The organism is Metabacillus sp. SLBN-84 (assembly GCF_053629595.1).
Genome location: NZ_JBRJIP010000001.1, coordinates 1964218 through 1989257, shown reverse-complemented (window position 1 = coordinate 1989257; position 25040 = coordinate 1964218). Strand labels below are relative to the sequence as shown.

26 protein-coding genes are annotated in these 25040 nt (G+C 43.7%); 7 read left to right on the top strand and 19 right to left on the bottom strand.

What is annotated here, in order from left to right:
• Positions 1–33 precede the first annotated feature (33 nt).
• The 6 genes from RKD52_RS10245 to RKD52_RS10220 all read right to left on the bottom strand — a co-directional run bounded on the left by RKD52_RS10245 (position 34) and on the right by RKD52_RS10220 (position 3795).
• Positions 34–477, bottom strand: a complete 444-nt coding sequence (locus RKD52_RS10245) for an NUDIX hydrolase (protein WP_454099638.1) — start codon at positions 475–477, stop codon at positions 34–36.
• Between the two features lie 37 nt (positions 478–514).
• Positions 515–1363 carry a GAF domain-containing protein gene (locus RKD52_RS10240; RefSeq protein WP_454099637.1) on the bottom strand — a complete coding sequence of 283 codons (849 nt, stop codon included), beginning with the start codon at positions 1361–1363 and terminating at the stop codon, positions 515–517.
• 131 nt (positions 1364–1494) lie between these two features.
• A complete protein-coding gene (locus tag RKD52_RS10235) occupies positions 1495–2172 on the bottom strand; it encodes an amino acid ABC transporter permease (protein WP_454099636.1) in 678 nt (225 codons plus the stop codon).
• A gap of 15 nt (positions 2173–2187) precedes the next feature.
• Positions 2188–2973 (bottom strand): transporter substrate-binding domain-containing protein, encoded by a 786-nt coding sequence (locus tag RKD52_RS10230; RefSeq protein WP_454101187.1) that lies wholly within the window; start codon positions 2971–2973, stop codon positions 2188–2190.
• Between the two features lie 141 nt (positions 2974–3114).
• Positions 3115–3366: a DUF2164 domain-containing protein gene (locus RKD52_RS10225; RefSeq protein ID WP_454099635.1), complete on the bottom strand. Its 252-nt coding sequence runs from the start codon at positions 3364–3366 to the stop codon at positions 3115–3117.
• 69 nt (positions 3367–3435) lie between these two features.
• Positions 3436–3795 carry a n-acetylglutamate synthase gene (locus RKD52_RS10220; protein WP_454099634.1) on the bottom strand — a complete coding sequence of 120 codons (360 nt, stop codon included), beginning with the start codon at positions 3793–3795 and terminating at the stop codon, positions 3436–3438.
• A 114-nt stretch (positions 3796–3909) separates the two neighbouring features.
• On the opposite strand from RKD52_RS10220, the gene RKD52_RS10215 reads away from it, so the two are divergent.
• On the top strand, positions 3910–4875 hold the full coding sequence (locus tag RKD52_RS10215) for a DMT family transporter (protein ID WP_454099633.1): 966 nt from the start codon (positions 3910–3912) through the stop codon (positions 4873–4875).
• A gap of 48 nt (positions 4876–4923) precedes the next feature.
• Here RKD52_RS10215 and RKD52_RS10210 read toward each other — a convergent pair whose 3' ends face one another.
• The 4 genes from RKD52_RS10210 to RKD52_RS10195 form a co-directional block, all read right to left on the bottom strand.
• A complete protein-coding gene (locus tag RKD52_RS10210; protein ID WP_454099632.1) occupies positions 4924–5238 on the bottom strand; it encodes a hypothetical protein in 315 nt (104 codons plus the stop codon).
• A 64-nt stretch (positions 5239–5302) separates the two neighbouring features.
• Positions 5303–6346: a serine hydrolase domain-containing protein gene (locus RKD52_RS10205; RefSeq protein ID WP_454099631.1), complete on the bottom strand. Its 1044-nt coding sequence runs from the start codon at positions 6344–6346 to the stop codon at positions 5303–5305.
• 169 nt (positions 6347–6515) lie between these two features.
• Positions 6516–7934: a PstS family phosphate ABC transporter substrate-binding protein gene (locus RKD52_RS10200; protein WP_454099630.1), complete on the bottom strand. Its 1419-nt coding sequence runs from the start codon at positions 7932–7934 to the stop codon at positions 6516–6518.
• 119 nt (positions 7935–8053) lie between these two features.
• Complete coding sequence (locus tag RKD52_RS10195) at positions 8054–8278, bottom strand: helix-turn-helix domain-containing protein (RefSeq protein ID WP_454099629.1); 225 nt, start codon at positions 8276–8278, stop codon at positions 8054–8056.
• A gap of 159 nt (positions 8279–8437) precedes the next feature.
• Between RKD52_RS10195 and RKD52_RS10190 the strand changes: the two genes are divergently transcribed.
• The gene (locus RKD52_RS10190; RefSeq protein WP_454099628.1) at positions 8438–8716 is read left to right on the top strand and encodes a hypothetical protein; all 279 of its coding nucleotides are present in this window, start codon (positions 8438–8440) and stop codon (positions 8714–8716) included.
• Positions 8717–9017: 301 nt separating this feature from the next.
• On the opposite strand, the gene cysI is transcribed toward RKD52_RS10190, so the two are convergent.
• Both cysI and RKD52_RS10180 read right to left on the bottom strand, forming a co-directional pair.
• The gene (cysI, locus tag RKD52_RS10185) at positions 9018–10736 is read right to left on the bottom strand and encodes an assimilatory sulfite reductase (NADPH) hemoprotein subunit (protein ID WP_454099627.1); all 1719 of its coding nucleotides are present in this window, start codon (positions 10734–10736) and stop codon (positions 9018–9020) included.
• Between the two features lie 25 nt (positions 10737–10761).
• Positions 10762–12582, bottom strand: coding sequence for an assimilatory sulfite reductase (NADPH) flavoprotein subunit (locus RKD52_RS10180; protein ID WP_454099626.1), 1821 nt, complete (start codon positions 12580–12582; stop codon positions 10762–10764).
• Between the two features lie 195 nt (positions 12583–12777).
• Here RKD52_RS10180 and RKD52_RS10175 point away from each other — a divergent pair, with 195 nt between their 5' ends.
• Positions 12778–13692: a LysR family transcriptional regulator gene (locus tag RKD52_RS10175; RefSeq protein WP_454099625.1), complete on the top strand. Its 915-nt coding sequence runs from the start codon at positions 12778–12780 to the stop codon at positions 13690–13692.
• A gap of 107 nt (positions 13693–13799) precedes the next feature.
• The gene (locus RKD52_RS10170; protein ID WP_454099624.1) at positions 13800–14381 is read left to right on the top strand and encodes a DUF6944 family repetitive protein; all 582 of its coding nucleotides are present in this window, start codon (positions 13800–13802) and stop codon (positions 14379–14381) included.
• A 35-nt stretch (positions 14382–14416) separates the two neighbouring features.
• On the opposite strand, the gene RKD52_RS10165 is transcribed toward RKD52_RS10170, so the two are convergent.
• A complete protein-coding gene (locus tag RKD52_RS10165; RefSeq protein WP_454099623.1) occupies positions 14417–14701 on the bottom strand; it encodes a hypothetical protein in 285 nt (94 codons plus the stop codon).
• A gap of 19 nt (positions 14702–14720) precedes the next feature.
• A complete protein-coding gene (locus tag RKD52_RS10160) occupies positions 14721–15590 on the bottom strand; it encodes a cation diffusion facilitator family transporter (RefSeq protein ID WP_454099622.1) in 870 nt (289 codons plus the stop codon).
• A 364-nt stretch (positions 15591–15954) separates the two neighbouring features.
• Between RKD52_RS10160 and RKD52_RS10155 the strand changes: the two genes are divergently transcribed.
• A complete protein-coding gene (locus RKD52_RS10155) occupies positions 15955–17097 on the top strand; it encodes a M14 family zinc carboxypeptidase (RefSeq protein ID WP_454101186.1) in 1143 nt (380 codons plus the stop codon).
• A 211-nt stretch (positions 17098–17308) separates the two neighbouring features.
• Here RKD52_RS10155 and bioB read toward each other — a convergent pair whose 3' ends face one another.
• On the bottom strand, positions 17309–18307 hold the full coding sequence (gene bioB, locus RKD52_RS10150; protein WP_454099621.1) for a biotin synthase BioB: 999 nt from the start codon (positions 18305–18307) through the stop codon (positions 17309–17311).
• A 181-nt stretch (positions 18308–18488) separates the two neighbouring features.
• Between bioB and RKD52_RS10145 the strand changes: the two genes are divergently transcribed.
• Positions 18489–18980: a hypothetical protein gene (locus tag RKD52_RS10145; RefSeq protein ID WP_454099620.1), complete on the top strand. Its 492-nt coding sequence runs from the start codon at positions 18489–18491 to the stop codon at positions 18978–18980.
• A 25-nt stretch (positions 18981–19005) separates the two neighbouring features.
• Here the strand turns inward: RKD52_RS10145 and RKD52_RS10140 are convergent, their stop codons facing one another.
• Positions 19006–19896 carry a foldase protein PrsA gene (locus RKD52_RS10140; protein ID WP_454099619.1) on the bottom strand — a complete coding sequence of 297 codons (891 nt, stop codon included), beginning with the start codon at positions 19894–19896 and terminating at the stop codon, positions 19006–19008.
• 182 nt (positions 19897–20078) lie between these two features.
• Here RKD52_RS10140 and RKD52_RS10135 point away from each other — a divergent pair, with 182 nt between their 5' ends.
• On the top strand, positions 20079–21290 hold the full coding sequence (locus RKD52_RS10135; RefSeq protein WP_454099618.1) for a phospholipase D-like domain-containing protein: 1212 nt from the start codon (positions 20079–20081) through the stop codon (positions 21288–21290).
• Here the strand turns inward: RKD52_RS10135 and brnQ are convergent.
• From brnQ to RKD52_RS10120, 3 genes are all read right to left on the bottom strand, one after another.
• Positions 21287–22606, bottom strand: coding sequence for a branched-chain amino acid transport system II carrier protein (gene brnQ / locus RKD52_RS10130; RefSeq protein ID WP_454099617.1), 1320 nt, complete (start codon positions 22604–22606; stop codon positions 21287–21289). The two genes, RKD52_RS10135 and brnQ, sit on opposite strands and share 4 nt — an antisense overlap.
• A 201-nt stretch (positions 22607–22807) precedes the next feature.
• Positions 22808–23521, bottom strand: coding sequence for a DUF4352 domain-containing protein (locus tag RKD52_RS10125; protein WP_454099616.1), 714 nt, complete (start codon positions 23519–23521; stop codon positions 22808–22810).
• A 47-nt stretch (positions 23522–23568) separates the two neighbouring features.
• Positions 23569–24969, bottom strand: a complete 1401-nt coding sequence (locus RKD52_RS10120; protein ID WP_454099615.1) for an alkaline phosphatase — start codon at positions 24967–24969, stop codon at positions 23569–23571.
• Positions 24970–25040 lie beyond the last annotated feature (71 nt).

Below are 25040 nucleotides of genomic sequence, written 5' to 3'. Positions count from 1 at the left end.
TTTTCATCTCCTGTCTTTTCAGCTGTCCGACTCTCATAGTTTTCCAATCAGCTCTTCTGTCTCGCTTCCTTTAAATTCAACATAAAAAGGCTGTATTTCATCGTTTAAACAATATTCAATTCTCTGCCTGAAATTTTTCCAGGTGACCATTTCAAGGGCCTGCTCAATTGGAAAATACCCCACTTCTAAACTCTCAGGACTTGTCTCGGGCTTTCCTCCAACCGGCTTACCCATAAAAAGTGTATTGCAGATTGAACGGTCTACATTTTGAAAAATTCCGCAGAATTTCGTCACTTCGATGATGATTCCCGATTCTTCCTGTGTTTCTCTGATGGCTGCTGCTTTCAGTGATTCGCCTTCTTCTACTTGTCCCCCGGGAATCTCCCACCCTCTTTTCGGACCTTTTATAAGTAAGATTTCTCTCTTTTCATTAAGTACAATAGTCGCTGCGGAAACAATATGTTTTGGCGGCTGCATCCCGATCCCCCATTCTTTTTAAATTCCAAGCCGGGTCCTATTTTTCTGTCAATTGATACCCGATGGATTCAAGCGCAGTGCTAATATCCTTTGCAAATGAAGCTTTGATCTGATCAAAGCTTCTGTGTCTGTACTGCTCGATTGCAAAATCGGCAGTTACTCCGGTTATAATTGTGTCGGTACCAATTAACTTTAATGCCTCTGTCAGAGTAAAAAGAAGATTTGAAAATAAATCGTCCTGAACGAAGAGTTTTGACAAATCAATGATGAAGCAGGAAATGCTGTGAATAGAAGCATTTTCAAGCACATCCGAGATGATTTTTTCTGAGCGGATTTCATCCACCGTTCCCTGGAGGGAGAGAATAGATACACCATCTGTTATTGGGATAATGGGGACACTTAAAAAACCAAGGTCATATTTCGCTCGGTCAAGCTCAATGATGTGCGAGAGCAATTCAGCCATCGAAGAAAGGTATTCAGCATCTTCTTTTGAGAACTCTTTTTCATTCCTGTCCATAACACACAGCGTCCCAAATACGTTTCCGTTCACATCTTTCAGGGTGACACCTAAAAACCCTTTCATCTTAAGGTCCCCAGTAACAGAAAGGTCCTTTGTCATGCCGTATTGCATGAGATTTGATGTCGTCATCATCCCATTTTCAATAATGTGCCTGCAATAGGTGCTGCTGTATTCTACAATGTATCCTTCTGGAATAATTTCTTCTGTATGGTTGTAGGAGCTAAGGACGGTTATAGCTGTATGCCCTCTTTTCGTCACATAAGCAACAGGTACATTCAGCCGGTCACAAATCATTGCAAACATTTTTTTTGAGACAGTGCCGAGAGAAGAATAGCCTGACTTCAATTGATCTTTGCCAGTTTTCAAATAAACCCTCCTAAAGGATACAATGTGGACTCTTTCGATAAGTATAGCATGGAAAACCTCTGCTCAACATTTTCAGGAATGTAAAAAAAAAGAAAAACCAGATGCCGCATTTGCAGCAATCTGGTTTCTGATTAAAGCAGGTATTCATATCTTCTCTCAAGATAATTTTGAAACAGAGTAAGCAGGGAGCAAATCCCCCAGTAGATGAATGCGACGAGAATATACATCGTCATATAATCAAGCTCTCTTCCTCCTACAATTTTTGCCTGCTGGAACAGCTCAGGCACCGTAATCATAGCTGCTAAAGATGAGGCTTTTGTTAAATCGAGGAGCACATTCGACAGAGGCGGAAGCGCTATTCTAAACGCTTGAGGGAGAATGATGCCTCTCATTGTCTGCCAGTACGACATTCCAAGAGAACTAGCTGCTTCCCACTGCCCCTTGTCCACAGATGCAAGTGCTGAGCGATTGATTTCAGCCATATAGGCAGCACTGTTCAGACTGAAGCCGATCAGCGCTGCGGTTACTGCTGTAAATTCAATTCCGATAATCGGAAATCCGAAATACAGGATAAACAGAATCACCAGAATCGGAACGCCGCGCATAAATGAAATGTAGATTCTCGCAGGCAAGCTTAGGACAGGAGACTTGGACGTTCTTCCTAATGCGAGAAAAAAACCGAGCACCAAGCCAATGCCCATGCTGAGAAGGGAAATAAGCAGCGTGTTCCAGATTCCTTTTATAACAAAAGGAAAGGACTTGACGGCAAGCTCCCAGTCAAAGAGGTATTCCCATTGGATCGCATCCATTGCCGTCACCTGCCGCTACTTAAAATCAGCATCTGTTTCTTTTGAAACATCTGCTCCATCAAAAAATTGCTTCGAGATTTTGGCGATCGTTCCGTCCTCAAGCATTTCGTTCAGAACGGCATCTATCTCTTTTTTCAGCTCGTCACTGTCTTTTTTCATAATGATGCCCTGGCTTACAGGATTGAATTTGATGTCAGGATGAATGGTGATGTTCAAATCCGGAAAAGCAGCAACAGCCAGGCGCTGGAGATAGTAATCATTTAAAATGACATCCGTTCTTCCGGTTGACACATCACGCAAGTACTGATCATTTGTTGCATTGTCATAAATGACTTCCTCAGCTCCGTACTCGCGGGCTACAGCCATATAAGTTGTTGTTGCTTCTCCTGCTGCTTTTTTCCCTTTCAGGTCCTCTAGCGATTTTATGCCGGAAAGGTCATCCTTCCGTACCATAGCTGTCCCGTATGAGTGTTTATAAGGTACTGAGAAGTCGAACTTTTCTTTCCGCTCATCAGTCATCGTAATATCATTTGCAGCAAGATCAACTTTGCCGCTTTGAACAGAAGTCAGCATACCGTCAAACGCCATTTCTGAAAATTCAGCTTCGAGATCCATGCGTTTCGCCATTTCTTTGACCACTTCCACTTCAAATCCAGTCAGCTCATTTGTTTCTGAATCATGATAGGAAGCAGGATAAAGAGTGCCGGAAGTTGCTACTTTCAGCTTGCCTTCTTCTTTAATTGTGTCCCAGGCTGTTTTTTCTTCCTGTTTATCCTGAGAACTGCCGCAGCCGGCAAGCATAAATGCAAATGCCATTATGGCGAAAATGGCGCCTGTTTTATTTAGTGAAAAAATATTCTTCATGCAAATCCACCTTTTTTTCTATAATCCTATAAAAGATAGCATTACAGGATGAAATTCGCAATATTTATGATTGAACGTCTACCTTTTCACAGACCGTTCAAGAGCGTACAAATCCTCCTCCATAGACTGCATTCTCTGTTCGACAAGATTTTTCGCATCTTTGACAGCATGATTATAAAAATGGGGACCGATGGATTCTTTAATGAATTCGAGCAGATTTTCAGCTGCTAGTTCACCAATTTCATCTCCATTTTCCTGATAATAATAACGCTGTATATCTTCAATCATCATCATCTTCTGTTCTTTCGTAAATTGAATAAACACGTTCATCAGCCTTTCCTGTTATAGATTCAAGCCTGAGGATATCAGAAAATAAAGCAGATTGTCAGACTGTATTTTTCAGAAATTTTGTGTACAAGGAAGGAATTCTTCAATGACAGACTCTCCCTCAGTCCGCTCCTCATCCGTCCACTGCCATCTTTCCATAAGACGGATTCTTCCGTCAGCCAGCTTTTCAGGTGCAGAAAAGCAGCGGCCTCCCCTGATCTGATTCTTATCATTAATATGATGATAGCTGAACTCAAGGGATCCGTCTTCCTTTACGAGCCCCATCAGCGACCCTTTCAGGATTTCCCCTCCCTCATATGACCCTGACAGAATGTTTCCTTCCTGCTTGTAAATAAAAATCGTCTTTGATGAAACTTCCCCATTATCAGAGTTTGATACAGCCGCAAAACGGCGGTTATTGTAATTTATCATTAGAAGCATCCTTTCAGCATGTTTTTGCTATCGTAACATATTTCTTTCGTATTAACTGAATTTTCCGTCTGGATATTTGTATAATAGAGGCACACGTTTTAATAGGGGGAAGCTATGAAAGAAATTGGAACAGGCATCATTGCCTCCATGTTTTTTGCTGTAACGTTTATCTTGAACAGGTCCATGGAGCTTGCGGGCGGCAGCTGGCTCTGGAGTTCATCGCTGAGGTTTTTATTTATGATTCCGTTTTTGGCTCTGATCGTTTTTCTGAGAAAAAACAGCAGACAGCTTTTCACTGAAATGAAGGCTCAGCCTTCTAAGTGGGTTCTTTGGAGCTTCACAGGGTTTGTCCTTTTTTATGCACCCATCACATTTGCGGCTGCATACGGGCCCGGCTGGCTTGTAGCGGGTACATGGCAGCTGACCATCGTAGCCGGCACATTGCTTGCCCCGCTTTTTTATGAAAGCACGGGAGGTGTGAAAAGCAGGAGGAAAATCCCTCTGCCTGCTCTGCTCTTTTCTGTCATCATTTTTTCAGGAGTCGTTCTCATCCAAATGAAGCATGCATCGGGAGCTGGAGGCTGGGCCCTTTTGGCGGGTGTTCTTCCGGTGGCTGCAGCAGCGATTGCTTATCCGCTCGGGAACAGGAAGATGATGGAGGTTTGCGGAGGTAGGCTGGATACATTTCAAAGAGTGCTCGGGATGACACTCGCAAGCACTCCATTTTGGGTCATCCTGGCTGTATGCGGGTATGTTTTCACCGGCCCTCCCTCATCCGTTCAGGTCGTACAATCCTTTATCGTGGCCGTCAGTTCAGGTGTAATCGCAACGACACTTTTTTTCATTGCTACGGACAGGTCACGCCATGATGAAGGCAAGCTTGCATCTGTTGAAGCTACCCAATCAACCCAGGTCCTCTTCGTTCTTGCAGGAGAAATGGTTCTTTTTTCAAGTCCTTTTCCCGGAGGCATTACCCTCGCCGGCATCGGCCTGATTATAGCCGGAATGTTTATGCACAGTTACTTTAATGAAGGCCGTTTGAAAAAAACCTTCTACTCACGTGCAGCTAAAAACCTTTAAGCTGAATAGAAATTCACTTTGCACCGCTTTTTGCGGTGTTTTTTTGACTCAATAAACAAAATAATAAATGACAAAATAACTAATAAAGAACAGGCCAGAACCTACTAAGAACGGGCTGACAATCAAATAACTTTCCTCGCGCCTTGGCTGATAGCTTCCTGCCATCGCTGTAAAAACGGAGAACTCAGCGTTATTGGACAGGAATCCACCCGAAGAGCTTATGATGAAAGAAATAAACAGAAATATGAAGGAGCCGAAAAACATGGTTTCAGGAAAAGCGGTGTTCCATATAACAATTGTGCCGGTTATCAATAAAGACTCGATGATCACTGTCAACAGAACAAAAAACAGGTATTTTTTCATTTTGCACCCCGCAGTCTTTGAATGACTTTATATACGAAGCGGATTTATTAAAAGTTTCATTTTTCTAAAAATTCACAGCCCAATCCCTGCAGATTTCTCCGATTATCCCTTCCAGTTGATGTATACCGGTATCCGTATTAGTCATAATCACTAAACCTTTTCCTAGTAACGGATATGCCACCATCACACATTGAAAACCTGCTCCCCAGCCAAGTGATGAGATTTCAATTCCCGTTTGGTTTTTATCCAGGAAAACACCAAGCCCAGTCCATTCCTTGCATCCCTGGGATTCAATCACTTCCATTGCTTTATTTGCAGAAAGCTTAAGGCTGCTTTCACCTTTAATGGAGTTCATTAGTTCTATCACTAAAAGAGCTAAATCTGCAGGTGTTGTCCACAGCCCTGAAGCTGCAGGAAAAGGATAAACAGGATATTTCCCATCAACAAGATCACCGCTTTTGCTGTGACCGCATGAGAAATTCCCTTTATCTGCGGATGATACAGGTAGATCAAATGTGCTGTCAGACATATTTAATGGACGGAAAATAAAATCATGTACCAGCTTTGTGAAAGGTATGCCGGCAGCGTCCTCTATTACGAGCTGTATAATGCAGTAACCTGCGTCCGAATAGCTGAAGTCGCTCCAAGGTTCATACTTCAGTTCAATTGGAGCTTTACAATAGGGAGTCCTTCCTGCCAATAATTCTGCTGTCTCAGGGCTGCCTGTCATCGAATTTCGTTCGGAAAAACTATCTGGAGGATCAATCACGCCAGACTGGTGACAAAGTAAATTTCTTAACGTCACTTTTTTCTTATTATTAAATTTATTTCCAGGAACTTTCCATGAAGCAAGTCTGTCATTTACATCCTCATCTAAATCAAGTATGCCTTGTTCTGTCAGGATCATCGCAAGCATTGATGTCACAAATTTACTGATGGAACAAGCACTGAAAATCGTATTCCTTTTGACCATTTTATCTGTTCCGGCTTCAAGCAAACCGAAGCATTCGGTGCTGCTTATACGGCCCTGATCAATAGATGCCAAGCTTAATCCAGTTATCTGATAATCAACCATACGATTTTTAATGTTGACACTTAGCGGCTTCACAATAATCCCCCCGATAGAAAATACCTCTAATTCCCAATTATACAATACTATCGTAAATACATGTCCTTACCGTGCTGTAAGATGGTTCTTTCCTTGTCCGGGAGACATGCAAACGATGCCAATATCACAGCAGGCACCTCCTTTACATGGAGATGCCCTTTTTTGACCTTTATTGTTCCGTAAGTTTTACATACCCAACCTCTTTAACCAGTTCCTGTCCCTGCGGCCCCTGCATCCATTGGAGGAATGGCTCAATCTGTTTGCTCTGATTGGATTTAAGAGTGATGGCATAAAGGGAAGCGGTAAATGGATAGGTTTCATTGCTGATGTTTTCAGGATCCGGCTTGATCCCGTTTACTCCAAGGAGCTTGATACCTTCATTTTTCCTCATCCCTGTCGCAAAATAGCGGAAGGAAAAGCCGATGGCATTTTCAACATTTCTGTAATCTGCCACTTGTTCGATAATCCCCCCCATCCCCTGTACAACCTCTTCTTTCAGCGGTTTTTGAATGGGAGTGTTGCCCATAATTTTCTCAAGCAACGTTTGGCTTCCTGAATTTTTCGGGCGCTGAAAGGGCATGATTTCTTCCTTATTGCCTCCTGCGTCTTCCCAATTGTTGATTTCACCTGAGTAGATTTTCTGTATTTGTTCAACATCCAGGTTTTCCACCGGATTGTCTGGATGAACAAAGAAAACAAATGCTTCTTTCCCAATTGGTGTCATGACAAGCTCTTTACCGGCCTTTTCAGCCATCATCTGCTGCTCTTTAGAAGGCTCGGCACCAAAGTAAATATCAGCTTCTCCGGAAAGCAGCCGCTCATATGCATAGATCGTGTTCGTAAAGCTGACAACCTCTTTCTCAGATGTCATGACGCTGCTGACATTTTTGTAGACTGCGTTCGCAAAAGCAGAATAAACCGGAAAAGCTGCCTCAGCTCCGTCAAGAACCGGCATTTCATCTGAGTTCTCAATGATGAACGTTGACTCACCTTTTAAAGTAGGCAGTTTGTGATAAGGATTGGTTACTTCATAAGGCGTCAAATCTGTAGTCGAATAGCCCCCTCCATGTTCATACCCGTATGTAGGAAGCACTTTTTTGCTTCTTTCGGCATCTATGTAAGTGCCTGCACTTAAGCTGATTACAATAACGGCAAACAGAGTAAATGCTTTTTTTGCAGCAGGAAGCAAATTGTTTTGATGATTCCGCAGCATCAAAAGAATGCATGGGATGCTGAATGCCGATCCGTATGCAATTGGAGCCCAAAAAAGAGTACTCAGTTCACCAGCAAAAGCTGACATGAAAAATCCCGGTGCATACGGCAAGTGCAAAATCCCATAGATTACCCAGCTGTCATGTCCGTAAAAGCCTCCGCTGATCCACATAAAGATTGCCCAAAGCAAAGCTGTATAAGCAAGCGGAACAAAGGCGAGAAATTCTTGTCCTTGCACTCGATTTTTAAACCACCTATACCCAAAGACGAGTCCTCCAATTGAAAAAACAGCGATGGCCATCATGGAAATGACCACCAGCAGTGATAAACTAAATGGGATAAGCCCAAAATACAAAATCAGCTTTGCAGCTTTCAATCTTTTCTCCTCACCTTCCTGTATTTAGTGTAATTTTACACTTTAATCCTAATTTTTACAATATCTTTTTTCAGAATATAAAAAATGTCCTTCATTTTGAAGGACACCGTCATAGTATTTCAGCTTTGTTTTTTTGCAAGTTCTTCTTTGCTGATTAATTCCGAAGCCGGTACATCCAGCACGGTAGAGAGTTTTAAGATGGTTTGCGTGTCAGGGATTTTTTCTCCTGCTTCATACTTTTCAATGGTCTGCCGCCCAAGTCTCGCTTTAATAGCAAGCTCCTCCTGACTCATATTCTTCTGTTCGCGGTAATGCTTTAATTGCTGGTGAAAAGCAGCCATCATCCATTCCTCCCTAAAATCATCCAATTTTATACTTTTAGTGTATCACTGCTGCAGCCATTTGCACCATTGTAAACGTGAACATTATGTTACTAAAATGCACTAATAATATTCCGCTTTAGGGGCAATCTATTTGGGAATAAACAATACAGGAGGTTTACGATGAAAAACAAATGGCTAATTCTCATCATGGGTGTCCTTTTTTCAGCGTTTATGATGGCAGGCTGCAATGCAAATGACGACCAGGATCCGGCACCGCCAGAAAACCAGCAGGAAGAAGAGCAGAATCAAATGGATGAAAACAACGAAGATGAACCTGCACCAGGCATGGAAGAAGACGACACAATGATGAAAGACGATGAAAAAGACGCAGATCCGGATCCTGAAGATCCAATTGAAGATCCGGAAGATATGAACGATAAAGACCGCAAAGACGACTGAGTCTGGCAAAAGCCTTCTGCTGAAGGCTTTTTTTGGTGGCTGATTTTGGGATGATCAACTGTGGAAATGTTCTTTTGGTGCCTTTTAGTTTGGTATGGTCGATTTATAGGACAGCATTTTCTCTTTTTGTGGCCCTGTATTTCAGTCCGGTCGATTTATAAGACAGCATTTCACCCTCTTTGGTGCTCTGTATTTCCGTCCAACTGAATTATTGGGTTCTATTTCCATTTTGATGACCCACCAAAACTCTCTGCTCCATCCTCTTTCACGCAAAAAAGACAGGGTCTCCCCTGTCTTTTCATCAATCGTGAAAATTGGTTCCGTCTGTCACAGCACGTACAACGCCGGTCCGGACAACAAAGTCTCCAAAGTGTTCTCCCGGCTCCCGCTCTTTTGCAAATTGTGCAATCAGGACGCGAAGCTCGCTGAGAATTTCTTCTTCTCCGATGTTTTCCCGGTATAATTTGCTCAGGCGGCTGCCGTCGAATGCGGCACCGAGATACATATTGTATTTTCCTGGCGCTTTTCCGATAAAGGCAATTTCACCTAGGGCATGGCGGGCACATCCATTTGGGCAGCCTGTCATGCGGATCGTAATTTCTTCGTTGCGCAGTCCGTTTTCATCCACGATTTCTTCAATTTTATCAATCAATCTCGGCAAATATCGCTCTGCTTCTGCCATGGCAAGTCCGCAAGTTGGAAGGGCCACGCAGGCAATGGAGCTGCGGCGCAGTGCAGAATAGTGTTTGCCGTCTGTTAAGTTGTACATTTCAATCAGGTCATTTATTTTTTTCTTCTGCTGAGATGAAACGTTTGAAATGATCAGGTTTTGATTTGGCGTCAGACGAATGTCGCCTTTAAGCACTTTTGCAATTTCGCGCAGGCCCGTCATCAGCGGGTATCCGTCGAAGTCTGCGATGCGGCCCCCTTCTACAAACAGCGTGAAATGCCATTTGCCGTTCCCGCCTTTTACCCAGCCGTAGCTGTCGCCATTGCTGTTAAAACGGAAATCTTTTGCTGCGCCGAGACTGTAGCCAAGACGGCTCTCAAGTTCTTCTTTTACATTTTGAAGACCTAAGCGGTCGACCGTATATTTGAAACGGGCATATTTTCTGACAGACCTGTTTCCGTAATCACGCTGAATGGTAATAATCTTTTCAGCCACATCAACAATTCTATCCGGTGCAACAAAACCGATTACTTTTCCAAGCTGCGGGTAGGTTGCTTTATCACCATGTGACATCCCCATGCCGCCGCCAATGACAACATTGAAGCCTGAAAGCTTATTATCTTCAACAATCGCGATAAATCCAAGATCCTGCGAATAGACATCAATATCATTTGACGGCGGTACTGCAATCCCGATTTTAAATTTTCTCGGGAGATAAAGCGGGCCATACATCGGCTCGACTTCTTCTGCATCCGGTGTGCCTGCCACCTTTTCTTCATCAAGCCAGATCTCATGATAGGCTCTTGTGCGCGGCAGAAGATCATCGCTCAGTTTTCTTGAAAGTTCATACACCTCGGCATGAAGATCAGATTGATAAGGGTTGACATTGCACATGACGTTTCTGTTTACATCTCCGCAGGCTGCAATCGTATCCAGCATGGAAGCATGGATTTCCTGAATCGTCTTTTTCATGTTCCATTTCAGAATCCCGTGCATCTGGAATGTCTGGCGTGTTGTCAGCTTAAGCGTGCCGTTTCCGTATTTTTGGGCAAGCTCATCCATCACCAGCCATTGATCCGGCCTTGCAACTCCCCCTGCCATGCGGACGCGGAGCATAAACTGATAGGCAGGCTCAAGCTTTTGCTTCTGGCGTTCGTTCCGAAGATCGCGGTCATCCTGAAGATAGCTGCCGTGATGCTTCATCAGGCGATTATCATCGTCAGGAATGCCGGCGGAAATGCGTTCCTGCATCACTTCTGAAAGTGTCCCGCGCAGATAATTGCTTCGCTGTTTAATATCTTCTACATCACTTGGAGGGCCTTCAGGCGCACTCAGTACTTTATTTGACATGATGGTATACCCCTTTCAATCGTTCTCAATAGACGTCACGCTGATAGCGTTTTTGCTGCTGCATGCCGGCAAGAACTTCTTCCGCTGCCGCGCGGCTCATGCCGCCCTCATTTTCAATAATGCTGATAAGCGTGCTGTGAACATCATGGGCCATGTGTTTTTCATCTCCGCAGATGTAGACATAAGCCCCTTCTTTAATCCATTCGTACAGCTCTTTGCTTTGCTCAAGCATACGGTGCTGAACATACACTTTTTCTGCCGTATCCCTTGAAAAAGCGACATCCATCCGTGTCAAACTTCCATTCTCAAGGGCCTTCTGCCATTCGGTCTGATAAAGGAAGTCTGTGACGAAGTGCTGATCGCCAAAGAATAGCCATGACTTCCCGCCTGCTCCTGTTTCTTCTCTTTCTTGAATGAATGAACGAAACGGGGCGATGCCTGTTCCGGGTCCAACCATAATGATTGGAACGTCAGGATTTTCAGACAGCTTAAAATTCTGGTTCTTCTGTATGTAAACAGGCAGGGTGTCGCCGGGCTGAAGCCGCTCGGCTGTTAAAATGGAGCAAACCCCGCTGCGCTTTCGTCCGTGAGTTTCATATCTGACTGCCCCGATGGTCAAGTGCACTTCATCTGGATTTGCCGTCAGACTGCTCGCAATAGAATAAAGGCGCGCCGGCATTTTGCGGAGGTTATGAACAAACTCCTCTGCCGAAGCACTCCAAGGGCCAAAGTCTTCAATCAGATCAACAAGGTCGCGGCCTTCAATGTACACTTTCAGCTGATCTTCTTTACCAGGTGAAACAAGTTCCTTAAGCCCGCTGTGATCCGATATTCCTGCCAGTTTTTCCAACAGCGGCTTAGAAAGCACGGTAATTTCAAAATGAGTCAAAAGGGCGTTCCGCAAAGACAGACGATCTCCATGTTTATTGATCGTCACACTGCTTTCAGGATCCCATCCTGTTTTTTCAAGCAAAAGATCAACAAGCACCGGATCATTTTCTGGGAAAATGCCAAGGCTGTCTCCCGGTTCATATGTAAGACCTGAGCCTTCAAGGGACAATTCAAGGTGACGGGTTTCTTTATTTGACCCCCGGCCATTTAAATTGATGTTTTCAAGGACTTCAGCACGGAATGGATTTGTGCGCGAGTAGGAAGACGGCTGCGCTGACTCAGCAGACACTTCAGCAGCAGGAGCCGTATTGTCCCCCTGCGTCTCTTTTAAACTAGTAATCACACCGCTGATCCATTCTGCAGCCTGCTCATCAAAATCAAGATCGCAGTCGGTACGCGGATAGATTCTCGTTCCGCCCAGTTCTTCAAGCTTCTGATCAAAATCTTTGCCGGTCTGGCAGAAAAATTCATATGAACTGTCACCCAGGGACAGGACGGAAAAATTCATGCCCTCAAGCTTAGGTGCCCTTCTTCCATGTAAAAACTCATAGAATGAGAGAGCATTGTCAGGAGGTGTTCCCTCACCATGGGTGCTGACGACAATCAAGAGGTTTTTTTCTTTTTTCAGTAGATTCGGTTTATAATCGTTCATAGAAGAAATGGTTACCTGAAAGCCTTGTTCGGACAGTGTTTTTGCTGCGTTTTCAGCAAGACTCTGAGCATTTCCCGTCTGTGAGCCATAGAGAACCGTTATTTCTTTTGAAACGGATGCGCTTTGAACAGGTGCCGCCTCTCCTGCCTTGGGCGCCAGAACGCCAATAGGTCCAGCAGCCTGTACGGCTGTCAAATATCCCGTCAGCCAGATCTTCTGGGTTTCTGATAATGTTGGCAGAAGGCGGTTAAGAAGCTCTGCCTGCTCCTGATTAAACGGACTGTTACTTACCTGAAGTTGCAACGATACCCACCTCGCAAACGAATTTAGAACTGCCAATATAATTAACCCTATACGCAAAGTCGGTTTTATGACTCTGCTTTAATAAACCTATAGATAAAAATACTATTTCTACTTTACCTGAAAACAGAAAATTAGTAAAATACATTTAATTTATGACGATTATTAAGATTTCTAATGATAAGGTGGCTTTCTATTTTGTCCTATGATGCTTTGAAAACATTTGTCACTCTTGCAGAGGTGAAAAACTTTACGAAAACGGCAGAAACGCTCCGCATGTCCCAGCCGAGCGTTAGTCTACATATCAAAAATCTTGAAAAAGAATTTCAGACAAAGCTTTTTCTTCGGTCTCCCAAGTTTCTGCAGATTACCCCAACCGGTGAAATCCTGTATGACCGTGCAAAACGAATGATTTCTTTATATGAACAATCCAAACAGGATATTCTCGAACACCAGAATGCCATCCGCGGGGAATTGAAGATTGGCGCAAGCTTTACGATTGGAGAGTATATCCTCCCTTCCCTGCTGCTTGATCTGCAAAAAGATTATCCGGAACTTGAACTGGAGGTCCTGATCGGCAATACAGAGGAAATTGTACAGAGTGTGCGCATGCATGGTGTCGATATTGGTCTCATTGAAGGTCAAACGAACGAGAGTGAACTTTCGGTCCACCCGTTTATGCAGGATGAGCTTTTTATCGTTGCCTCCCTGGATCATGAGCTCGCTTCAAAGAAAGAGGTCACTTTTGCTGATTTGCACAATCAGCCGTGGGTTACCCGCGAAGTCGGTTCCGGTACACGAGAGTATTTAAACCATGTTATACGGACGAACGGCCTCAAAGTAAAATCACTGCTTACCATCAGCAGCAATCAGGGAATAAAAGAAACGCTTATGCACGGAACGGGCCTGTCCTTTCTTTCAAAAAGCGTCATTGAACGGGATGTTGCCAATAAAGACCTTTCGATTATTCATATGGAAAATCAGCGGTTTACAAGGACCCTTTCCTACCTGTACTCGCCGGTCATTGAAGATAAGAAGATTGTGAAAACGTTTATTGATTCACTTAAGAAAAAGTGGCCGGATGAGATGAGTCTGGCAAAAAAGCTGAAATGACAGGGCACTGCTTCGAATATAGGCATGTGACCAAAGTTCTTTAATGGCATATGATAAGGTAAAACTTCAGACGAAAGCCTTTAACTTTATGACAGGATTGATTTCTTGTGGAAAATCAAATAAAAGAAATAACCGGAGCGGCGATAGCCGCAATCGGAACTGTGACTGCAGCTGTAGGCAGCACGCCATTTCCTTTTTTAAGTGAAAACAGAAGAAACGATTTAAGTTTATGGGGAAATGTCCTGCAGGCGACAGGCAATGCACTTGAAGCAGATGGTCAGGGTGAGATCTCCCTTGAAAAAATAGGGAACGAAATCCAGTCTGCCGGGAACGTTACAGTCATCGCAGGTCTTTTATTAAACACTTCAGAAGAAATTCGCCAGAAACTGATCATTGACGGAAATTTCATACAGGCACTTGGCGGGGCGACTGCACTTGGAGATGAGCTGCAGGATACGTCAAATCAGTTTGAAATCTATCTGATTATCGGCAACATACTGCAGATTACCGGCAACTCCCTTCAGGCTGTCAGCGGAATACAGGAGTATAAAAATCGAAGTGCAGACATTGACGGAGTGTCTCTAGATGCGATTGGAAGCTGGATACAAGCAGCCGGCTCTGTCATTTCTTTTATTGGGCAGGTGCTGGAGGAAACAGAAGAACATGGGTCTGCACTGAAACAACCGTAAACAAAAAAAGGCCCAGCATGTCTGAGCCTTTTTCGCTACTTCTTCTTTTTCTTGAAAAACAAAGCAGCTATAAGACTCAGCACACAGCTGAGCATAAGTGTCATTGTAAAATAAAGCGTCACCAGCACATCATTCAGATCCTTGTCATTTCCCTGCAAAAAGGTTGGAATGACGTATACAAGAGCTGCTAAAATGGCGAGTGTCACAGGCGGTATAAATCTTCTGGTATAAGGCAGTTTCATTGTAAGAAAGACCGAAGCCGCCATCACCACAAGCGGAAGGCCTATGCGTATAAAATTTGACATGAGTTCAGAATCCACTTGTACACCCTCCTTTCAGTTAATTAGGTTCAACGTGTACATGTACATTGTACACTTCATGCTTCTTCATTAAAATCGTTTCGACTTTAGTTGAAATATCATGGGCATCACGGATATCAAGGGTGGAATTCACCAGGATCACAATGTCTACAACTGTATTGTTCCCATAATTTCTTGCCTTAATTTCCTTTACCCCCTTTACCCCGTACAGAGAGAGGGCCGTTTCTTTAAAAGCTTCTATTTCCTCTTCGTCAAATCCATCCGTTAAATGGTGCGAAGCTTCCCTGAAAATATCCCATGCCGTTTTGCAGATCAGTAATCCGACGATGACGGCTGCAGCCGGATCCAGCCATGGAAGGGAGAATTGCGAGCCGATAATGCCGACAGCAATGCCGATACTGACCCATGCATCTGACAAATTATCTTTCGCAGCCGCAGTCACTGCCTGGCTGTTAATTTTTTCTCCAAGCCGTTTATTGTAGCGGTAAACAAGATACATAACGGCAGCACAGAATAAACCGGTCCATGCCGAGATCATGTCAGGTGATTCCTGTTTCCCTTCAAACACAGACAAAACAGCCCCGTATAATACTTGAAGTCCGACAGCCATCATGATGAAGGATGCGACAAGCGACGCAACGGTCTCCGCTTTCCAGTGGCCGTATGGATGATCCTTGTCGGCAGGCTTTTGTGACAGCCGCAGCCCTATCAGCACAGCGACTGAAGCAACGATGTCTGTCGCATTATTTAACCCGTCCGCTTTAAGTGCCTCGGAGTTCGCTGAATATCCAATAAGCAATTTAAGAGCCGATAAGCACAGGTATGCAGCAATGCTGATGATTGCTCCACGCTCGCCTTTTTTTAAGTCCGCATATTTTTGTTGTTCCATCTATTGAACCTCCGCGTTTTCATTCCTTGAACATCTTACCAGTCAAGGTTTGAGTGAGTCTACAGCAACCTTTTTTCGCGGTTCAACAAGAGTAACAAATGTCTAAAAAAGTTTGCTCAGACAAACTTTTCTTCTTGTACGCATCTATTTATTTCGTAAGCCGAAAGAACTTTCTCAAATCTAGGCAAAAGGTTGTCAATCCCTTTTAAATCCACTATTTTTCTGAACCTATAGCGCCATTTCTGTCAAAAAACAAGGAATCCCCTCTTTTATTGCAGAAAATTCTGATTGTTGAACCAAAAAAATGAAGAGGTGAGCGTATTTGAAGAAGAGAACATTCGTTAAAGCAGCAGGTACAGCATTGATGGCGGCTGCACTCCTATTTCCGCAGCCAGGCAGTTTCGCACCGCCTTCACCAGCTGCAGCAGAAACGCTTGAGACACAAGGATTTATTAGCTATGCAGAGCTCCAGAAAAAACTGAGACAGTTAGAACAGACAAGCGGAGGAAAAATTTCAGTTGATGTTGCCGGATATACCAACCAGGGACGTGAAATCTACACAGCCAGGGTTGGCACCGGAGAGAAAGTGCTTCTTGTTCAAAGTGAAATTCACGGCAATGAAAAGACCGGTACAGTAGCGCTTTTGAACATCCTTCAAAAAATCGGCTCAAGCAATTCGGAGGCAGCTAAGAAAATACGTGAAGAGGTTACGATTGTTGCCATTCCGATGATGAATGCAGATGCATCTGAGCTCGACCGCCGCGGAAATGACCTGAGCTGGTCGGAGGTGACGGAGCGCTTCCCGCAATTAAGCTCAGCAACCCCTTCCTGGAATTACTATACAAGGGTTCTCCAGGGTGATGACTATGGAGCGAATCCGGGATTCGATGTAAACCGGGACTTCCACCCGGATTTAGATTATGTACCTGCTGCTTCAGACTTTCCCGGAGCTTCCAACAAACCCGGCTGGTACATCACGCCAGAGGCTCAAACTGTCAGAGACGTATATAAAGATCTGATGGCGGAATTCGGAAAAGTGGATGTCTTTATGGACATGCATCATCAGGGATTCCCGTATGTCGGGGATACAGGTGAAGTAGCTACAATGTCCATTTCCGCGCAATTTGTACCAGATCCGGCAACTCCTGAAGGAGAAAAATATGCCCAATATGCTAATGGGTACGATTATGATTTTTCAAGACAGCTGAATGTTGCCGTCTATGATGCCCTGCAGGCAAAAGGAGATTCCGTATTTACAAACATTTCACTCTACCAGCAGGATCTCGACCTTCCTGGAACAGCACTTGGCTCCTTTGCATTAAACGGAAGCGGAACCGTTCTTTTTGAAGTCAAAGGCCAAACACAAAACTTTGGTCAAAAACAAAAAGGCATGCTAGTTAAAACAGTTGAAACCGGATTAATGGGTGTAATTAACGGCGTAACTGACGGCACCGTTTACTCTCTCGATCCTGAAAAATATGAAGAAATTCCGGAATCCACTTATTAATATATGCAAAAGAAAAATCCGAACTTTTCGTTATGAAGTTCGGATTTTTTTATTTGAAAACGGGGTTTTGATTCCCGCGTTGTATGTTTATGACCCTTCAAGCTTACTCTGCCCTGCGTAAAGGGTTATTTCACGCATGCTTATGACCCTTCAGCTCACTCAGCCCTGCATGAATGGCTCTTTCTCAGCACCCATGCCCAATAGTCAGCAATCAGACCGTCACAGCCTCCTGATTCCCAAAGTCAAATTCCACTTCAAAACCGAGGTCTTTCAGCATGTCATGGTCCCTCGTGCTTTCTTGTCCCCTGGTCGTTAAATAGTCTCCCACAAAGATTGAGTTGGCTGCATAGAGTCCAAGCGGCTGAAGGGATCTTAAATTGACCTCTCTTCCGCCTGAAATACGGATTTCTTTAGTCGGATTGATGTAGCGGAAGAGTGCAAGCACCTTCAGGCAATACCTTGGGTCAAGTTCGTCCGTCCCTTCAAGCGGAGTACCGTCAATGGCGTGAAGAAAGTTTACAGGGATACTGTCTGCGTCAAGTGCGCGCAGGCTGAATGCCATATTGACGACATCTTTTTTTGTTTCTCTCATGCCGATGATTACGCCCGAACATGGAGAAATGCCGGACGCCTTTACAGCTTCGATGGTTTGTACGCGGTTATCGTATGTATGCGATGTTGTAATCGATTCGTGGTGCTCTTTTGATGTATTTATGTTGTGGTTATAGCGGTCGACTCCGGCTTCTTTGAGCCGTTCAGCCTGTCCCGGTTTCAACAGCCCTAGGCACGCACACACCTTCAGACCGAATTGATCTTTAATGTCTTTTACGGCAGATACAACTGTGTCCAGTTCTTTTTCAGAAGGACCTCTTCCGCTTGCAACTATGCAATAGGTTCCGACCTTGAGATTATAGGCGCGTTCTGCTCCTTCTAAAATGCTTTCCTTGTTCATCATCCGGTACTTTTCAATAGGGGCGGTTGATATGCTTGACTGAGAGCAATAGCCGCAGTTTTCAGGACAAAGTCCTGATTTCGTGTTTACGATCATGTTCAGTTTTACTTTTTTCCCGTAATAATGCTTTCTGATCAAAAATGCTCCATGAAGAAGACTCAGAATCTCATCATCTTCGCTTGTTAAAATTTCAAGTGACTCTTCCTCTGTTAATACCTTGCCGTTTATGACTTCATTTGCCAGTGCGGACCATTTCATTGCATTCCCTCCATCTCGTCGTTCTCTTCCATGGTAAAGAATAGCAAGGATTTATGTCAACTTATTTTTATTGAGGTTAACAAATTGGTGTAAACGTTCTCGAAATGTTCATTTCATACAAATTATTACATTTATTTAAATGGTACGATTAAAACAGCCAGTCATTAGGAGGAAGAAGATCGTGCTAAAAAGAATGATGGATACTCCAAAGAAAAAAACGGCAGCTTTTTTTGCTCTATACGCAGTTCTGATGGCATGCCTGATTATTATGGCCGTTAATTTCACCACAGTCAAAGAACAGAAGACTGATTTTGCACGAGAATTTGCAGAGCAAATCAAGGTACAAGAAGCTAAAAGAGAAGAAGAAAAAAAGCGGGAGGAAAAGCCGCTTTGGGAAGTCTCTGATCGAACAGCCATTATCGCCGTTACAGCTGGAGCAATTGCAGATATCCTGGTTGTTTTATGGTGGGCAAGAAGAGAAAACAGACGAATGGATGAGAATCAGGATGTTTCGACTAAAAAAAGATGGCGGGACAGTAAATGGTTTTGGACCATTGCAGCAATGGGTGTTATTCAGCCCTCAGGGAGCCGCTACATCATTAATTGGAAAAACATGATCGCCTCGGCTGTGCTTATTCATGTACTGCTTTATTTACTTATTAAAAATGCATAAAAAAGAGAGGTTTCCCCCCTCTCTTTCAGCTCTCCATTGAAGTCTCAATTTCATATTCTTCTTTTTTCTCTTCCATCCATCCGGTGTAGGCTGTCTGCATTTTCTGATCAAAAAGAGCTTCTTTGATTTCCTCTTTTTTCTCAGCATATACAGCCGGAACTGCCGCTTTTTTGTCTTCGAATTTGATTATGTGATATCCAAATTCTGTTTTTACGGGATCGCTGATTTCCCCTTCTTTCATTGAGAACGCTTTTTCTTCAAATGCGGCAGTCATCTCACCTTTTCCAAAGTAGCCAAGCTCTCCGCCGTTCCCGCTGTTAGATGTATCTGTTGAATATTCTTTGGCAAGCTCTGCAAAATCAGCTCCTCCATCAAGCTTTCCTTTGACTTCTTTTGCCGTCGCCTCATCCTCCACTAAGATATGACTGGCTTTAACCTGTTCTGGCTCAGAAAGACTTTCTTTGTTTTCTTCAAAATAGGTTTTCATCTCTTCTTCTGTAATGTCAATCTCAGGTTCAAGCAGCTTTTCAATTTTTAAATTTGTTTTCAATTCGTCTTTGACTGCCTCAGCTGAACCGCCGGAAGCCTCGATCTGCTGGATAAAAGCCTCTTCCCCTCCGTATGATTCCGCGATTGATTGATACTCTTTGTCAACATCTGCATCAGATACTGTTATTTTCTTTTTTTCTGACTCCTGATTAATGATTTCTTCTGTAATTAAATAGTCTACAAGCTCCGTTCCGCCCTGATCTGCAAGCAGGCCGAAAAGCCTGTCCTGACTGATTTTTTCGCCATTCACACTGGCTACTGCCCCATCATTTTCTGCTGAACCGACTGCCCAGCCGATTCCGCCGCTGAGGAGACCGGTCATTAAAAAAGCATAAGTAAGTTTATTTGCAAGTATATTTTTCATCATCAAAACTCCTGACTTTTTTTCTTCCTTCTTTTGCTGAACACATTCCAGTATAACGGGCAGATATGAATAAACTATGAACAAAGCGAGAAGAAGATATGAAAGGAACATTCCAAAGATTCCCTTCTTTATTTAGCAGGAGAGTATCAAACCCTAAGAGATAATAACGTTCCGGGAGTTTTTCTATGCTGAGAAAAATGATCATTTTGTTTGGATTATGCATGACACTGATGATCTGCACGCTTTTGGTTCTGCAGTGGGATGTAAAAAGCGGATATAAAGATTACACCAATGAACACGGCATGATTAAGACCCCCGTCTACCACGGGGATTTGACCCTGTTTCCCGAAGGTGACAGCCTATATAAATCACTCTTTCAAGATATTAAAGAAGCTCAAGACTACATTTATATTCATTTCTTTATCATTCGGGACGACCCTGTCAGCCTGAATTTTTTGTCCCTTCTTCAAAAAAAGGCCGAAAGCGGAACAGATGTTATGCTTTCAGTCGACCGTATCGGCGGAAAAGAGATCAAAAGAAAACTCATTAAACGTCTAGAAGCGAGCGGTGTGCACTTCACGTTCAGCAGAAAAAACGGCATCACTCATCCTTTTTACAGAATGAATCACCGGAATCACAGAAAGCTCGCCATCATTGACGGCAAGGTGTCTTATTTAGGCGGATTTAATATGGGAGAAGAGTATCTGGGCCAGGATAAACGCTTTGGATACTGGCGGGACTATCACCTGCGGATTGCCGGTGAAGGAGCGTATGAAGTGGAGGAACAATTTCTGAAGGACTGGGAAGAAGACACCGGGCAGAAAAGGCTTCCTGAAAAACATCAGCCTCTACGAACGGACGGTTCTGAATATCAGCTGTTTTTCTCAACCGGAGGAGAATGGGAAAAAGAACTCCTATCTTTAATAAGAAGTGCAAGAAAGCGGCTGGTTATTGCAACTCCCTATTTCATACCAAACAATGAGATGATGGATGCGCTTATTGATGCGCGGAAAAATGGCGTCAAAGTTGAGATCCTCGTCCCTGACCACACAGATGCATGGTTTACAAAGCCTCCTAGCTATCCGAAAACGGAAAAACTATTAAAACGCGGCGTTGATATTTATTTGTATACAAAAGGATTTTTTCATGGGAAAGTGATGCTGATTGATGGTGAAACGGCGAATATCAGCACAGCAAACTGGGATCCGCGGAGCTTTTATTTAAATGATGAAGCAAGCTGCCTGATCTATGACACAGAAGTCATCAAGACCATTTCAGCTGAAATTGAAGAGGATAAAAAAAACAGCCGGAAGCTGAATGAAGCGATTATAAAAGAAATTCCATCCTGGGAGCGTTCATTTATGAAGACCCCAGAATGGATTTATTATTATTTTTAAGCCGGAACACGTGATGGTTTTCTTTTTCCAAAAGCAAGCCCCGCAGCAGCTCCAAGTAATGCCGGAACAAGCCAGCCGATGCCTTCCCCGTAAAGCGGAAGGAAGCTCAGGGCAGGTGTCAGTGCTTCACTGAGGAACGTTTTATTTATCGTATCTGCCAGACTGAAAAGGCCGGTAAAAAGAACCGAAGTTGCATAAATGTATGGGCTATTTTGGATGAAAGAATGAACCAATGCAAGAATAATCAGGACGATGGCGATTGGGTAAATCATGCCCAGTATCGGCACAGAAACCGTCAAAATCTGCGTTAGTCCAAGATTTGCAACGGCTGTACTTGCCAGACATAAAATCAATACCCAGACCTTATACGGCACTCTAGGCACAGCCCCTGCAAAAAACTGGCTGCACGATATAACAAGGCCAATGGATACGCAAAAACAAGCCAATGTAAAGACAAGCCCAAGGATGACGCTCCCGCTTGTACCGAAGAGGCTCGTCATAATGTTTGTCAGAATCTGGGCGCCGTTTTCAGATGTTCCAAGAGATGCGCTCGCTGCACCCATTGTGCCAAGAAGAATGTAGATAATGGTTAAAAGCAAGCCTGCTCCAATTCCTGCATACATCATATAACGGGACAGTGCTTTTTCATTTGTTACACCCTGTGATCTGATAGCAGTTGCAATTACAATTCCGAAAGCAAGCGCTGCAAGTGCGTCCATCGTCAAGTATCCATCAAGAAACCCCTGAAAAGCAGGACTCGTTCCATAATTGCCTGATGCCTGCCCACTTTCTCCAATTGGTGTAATCAAAGACTTCACAAAAATAACCAGAATCAGCGTAAGCACAATTGGCGTAAGCAGTTTGCCGAATAAGTCTACAAGCTTAGACGGGGACATGCTGAGCCAATACACTAAGCCAAAAAAGACCGCTGTATAAATGAACAGCGCTGCAGGAGAACCCGCAGCCTCAGCGGGAAGAAAAGGCGCTGCCCCCATTTCAAAGGCCAGGCTCCCGGCTCTTGGAATCGCGAGTCCTGGTCCGATCGAAACGTAAATTATAAACGGAAAAATAAGAGCAAATACCGGATGGACCCTTGAATTTAATTCATGAAAGCTCCCTGCTTTAGCAACCGCGATAACCCCGAGAATCGGAAGACCAACCGCGGAAAGAATAAAGCCTGCAAGAGAAGGCCAGAGATTGTCCCCTGCTGCCTGTCCGAGAAAAGCCGGGAAGATTAAGTTCCCTGCTCCAAAAAACATGGAAAAGAGCATAAGACTGATTAACATGATCTGTTTTGACGAAAATTCCTTTGCCATACAAAAACTCCTTTAGAATGAAGGTTCTATGATGAAAATAATAGTTCAAAGTATAACAGCTAAAAAATTGATTGACTAGTTCCTTTTTTCAGCATTTTTAAGCACGTTTTTTCAAACCCTGTTCTAAAGGCAATGAATGCGTTTACCAACCATTCATTAATTTTTTTCCATTCAAATGAGACAATACATCATCGTATTGTCTCATTTGAATGGAACCGTTATTTTCTGAGCTTTGCTCTCTGTTTTCTGTTCGGCATTCAGCACATCGCTTGTCAGCAGCGTGACACTTTTAACAGGCTCTTCGGAATGTTTCAGAATAAATCCGATATTACCCTTTTTTGTCTGATTCGCGCCTAGTTCTCCATTCAAATCCTCAAGGTAAATATCTGATTCCCAGTCAATTCGCTGACCATTGTCTGTCTCTAGCATAGCAACAGGAGAGAAGTAGACGGGCTGATCTGACGTGTTTTTCACCTCTACCTCAGCTTTGATGATGTCAAACGTTTCTTCATGGGTGAATGTGTGAAAAAAATCAATCATGCTGTAGGCAGGTGTATGCTCGATCATTTTCACATCTTTTATCGTCAGTTCTACATCCCCTGCTTTGTAGGTTTGATTCAGGCTGCTGATGGCTTTCAGCTCAGCTGCGCCTTTGTCATCTTTCACGGTTTGACCCGGTTCAAGGAGTGAACGGTCATCCGTTATCTGGGGATTTGGCACGTAGCTGTCTTCAGTGGCATTTTGATTTGAGGGTGATGATGCCGATGTTTCAGTCTTCTGTTCCTGTTTCTTCTCGTTTTGGTCAGGTTCTGTCGCCTGTGCAGAACAAGCAGAAAGTACGATTGTCAAAGATAGCATAAGCCATGCATGTTTCATCATGTTGTCCCCTTTCTCTATTTGCCAATCTGCCGGCATGATCACAGACTCCGCCGCTTTCGCAGCAGAGTCATGATACAGCCTGGTTATTTCTTTTTGCTTTTTTCTAATATATCAAAGATGATTTCTGCGTGATCTGTGTTGTCTTTATGACCTGCGAACAATTCTTTCCCTGGTCCGTAAGCAAAGACAGGAACGTCTTCACCTGTATGTCCGTCTGTTGTCCAGCCAGTATTGGAGCGCTTATTAAAGATGGCTTCTATCGCATTATCAACACGGAGAATTCCTTTATCTTTGTCTGCTTTGCCTTTTTCTGCTGCATCTTTGACAGAATTGATTTCTTCAGCCGTTAATTCAAGATCGATATACTGCTTTAACGTTTTTTCAGGATCTGCGCCTTCTTCAACGATTTGGGCTGCCATAAAGTCAGGTGTGCGCTTTGCAGCTTTGATCGGCTCTCCAAACCAGTTGTAATCGCCGTCAGCTCCTATTGAATAACCGCCTGTTGAATGGTCTGCAGTAGCCACAACAAGTGTATGCTTGTCCTTTTTGGCAAATTCAATCGCTGCTTTGTAGGCTTTTTCAAAATCCTGCATTTCACTCATAGCTCCTACAATATCGTTGTCATGTCCAGCCCAGTCAACCTGGCTTCCCTCGACCATCAGGAAAAACCCGTCTTTATCTTGATTCAGTCTTGAAAGAGCTGAACTTGTCATGTCTTCAAGAGAAGGTGTTTCTTTTTCGCGGTCAATCATTTTTGGAAGGCCTCCATCAGCAAACAATCCAAGAACCTGCTGATTTTTATCCTTCATCATTTCTTCTTTGGATGTCACATAGCTGTACCCGTCTTTCTGGAATTCTTCTGCAAGATTGCGGTCAGCTCGCTCAAAATTGCTTAAGCCTCCGCCCAGCATGACATCCACTTTATGTTTGCCGTTGATCAGTTCATCGTAATAATCATCTGCAATAGCGTTCATGTTTTTTCGGTTCATATCATGTGCACCGAATGAAGCAGGTGTAGCATGAGTGATTTCCGACGTAGCAACAAGACCTGTCGCCTTTCCTTTTTCTTTTGCCGATTCTAAAACGGTTTTCAGCTCTGTACCGTCATTGTCTACGCCAATTGCAGCGTTGAATGTCTTGTATCCTGTTGACATCGCTGTTGCAGCCGATGCTGAATCTGTTACATTTTCCTTAGGATCTTCAGGGTAGGTCATTTGATTGCCGACAAGGTGCTGATCAAATTCTGTACGCTCAGCCTGCGGTGTAGAAGGGTCGTCTTTTAGATAGCGGTATGCTGATGTATAGGATACGCCCATTCCGTCTCCGACCAGGAAAATAACGTTTTTTATTTCATTCGGTTTTTTTCCAGCAGCTTCCGCTTCACTTGCCTTAGCATTTGGAAAATTTCCAATGACACTTGCCGCAACTACAGCTGAAAGTACTGCAACCGGAACAGCAATTTTTCCAATCTTCCTATTAAACAATCAAAAAACCTCCTATAGAATGTTTTGTTTACAAGTACTAGTCTATGGGATGAGTTTTAAGGAAGTTTTGA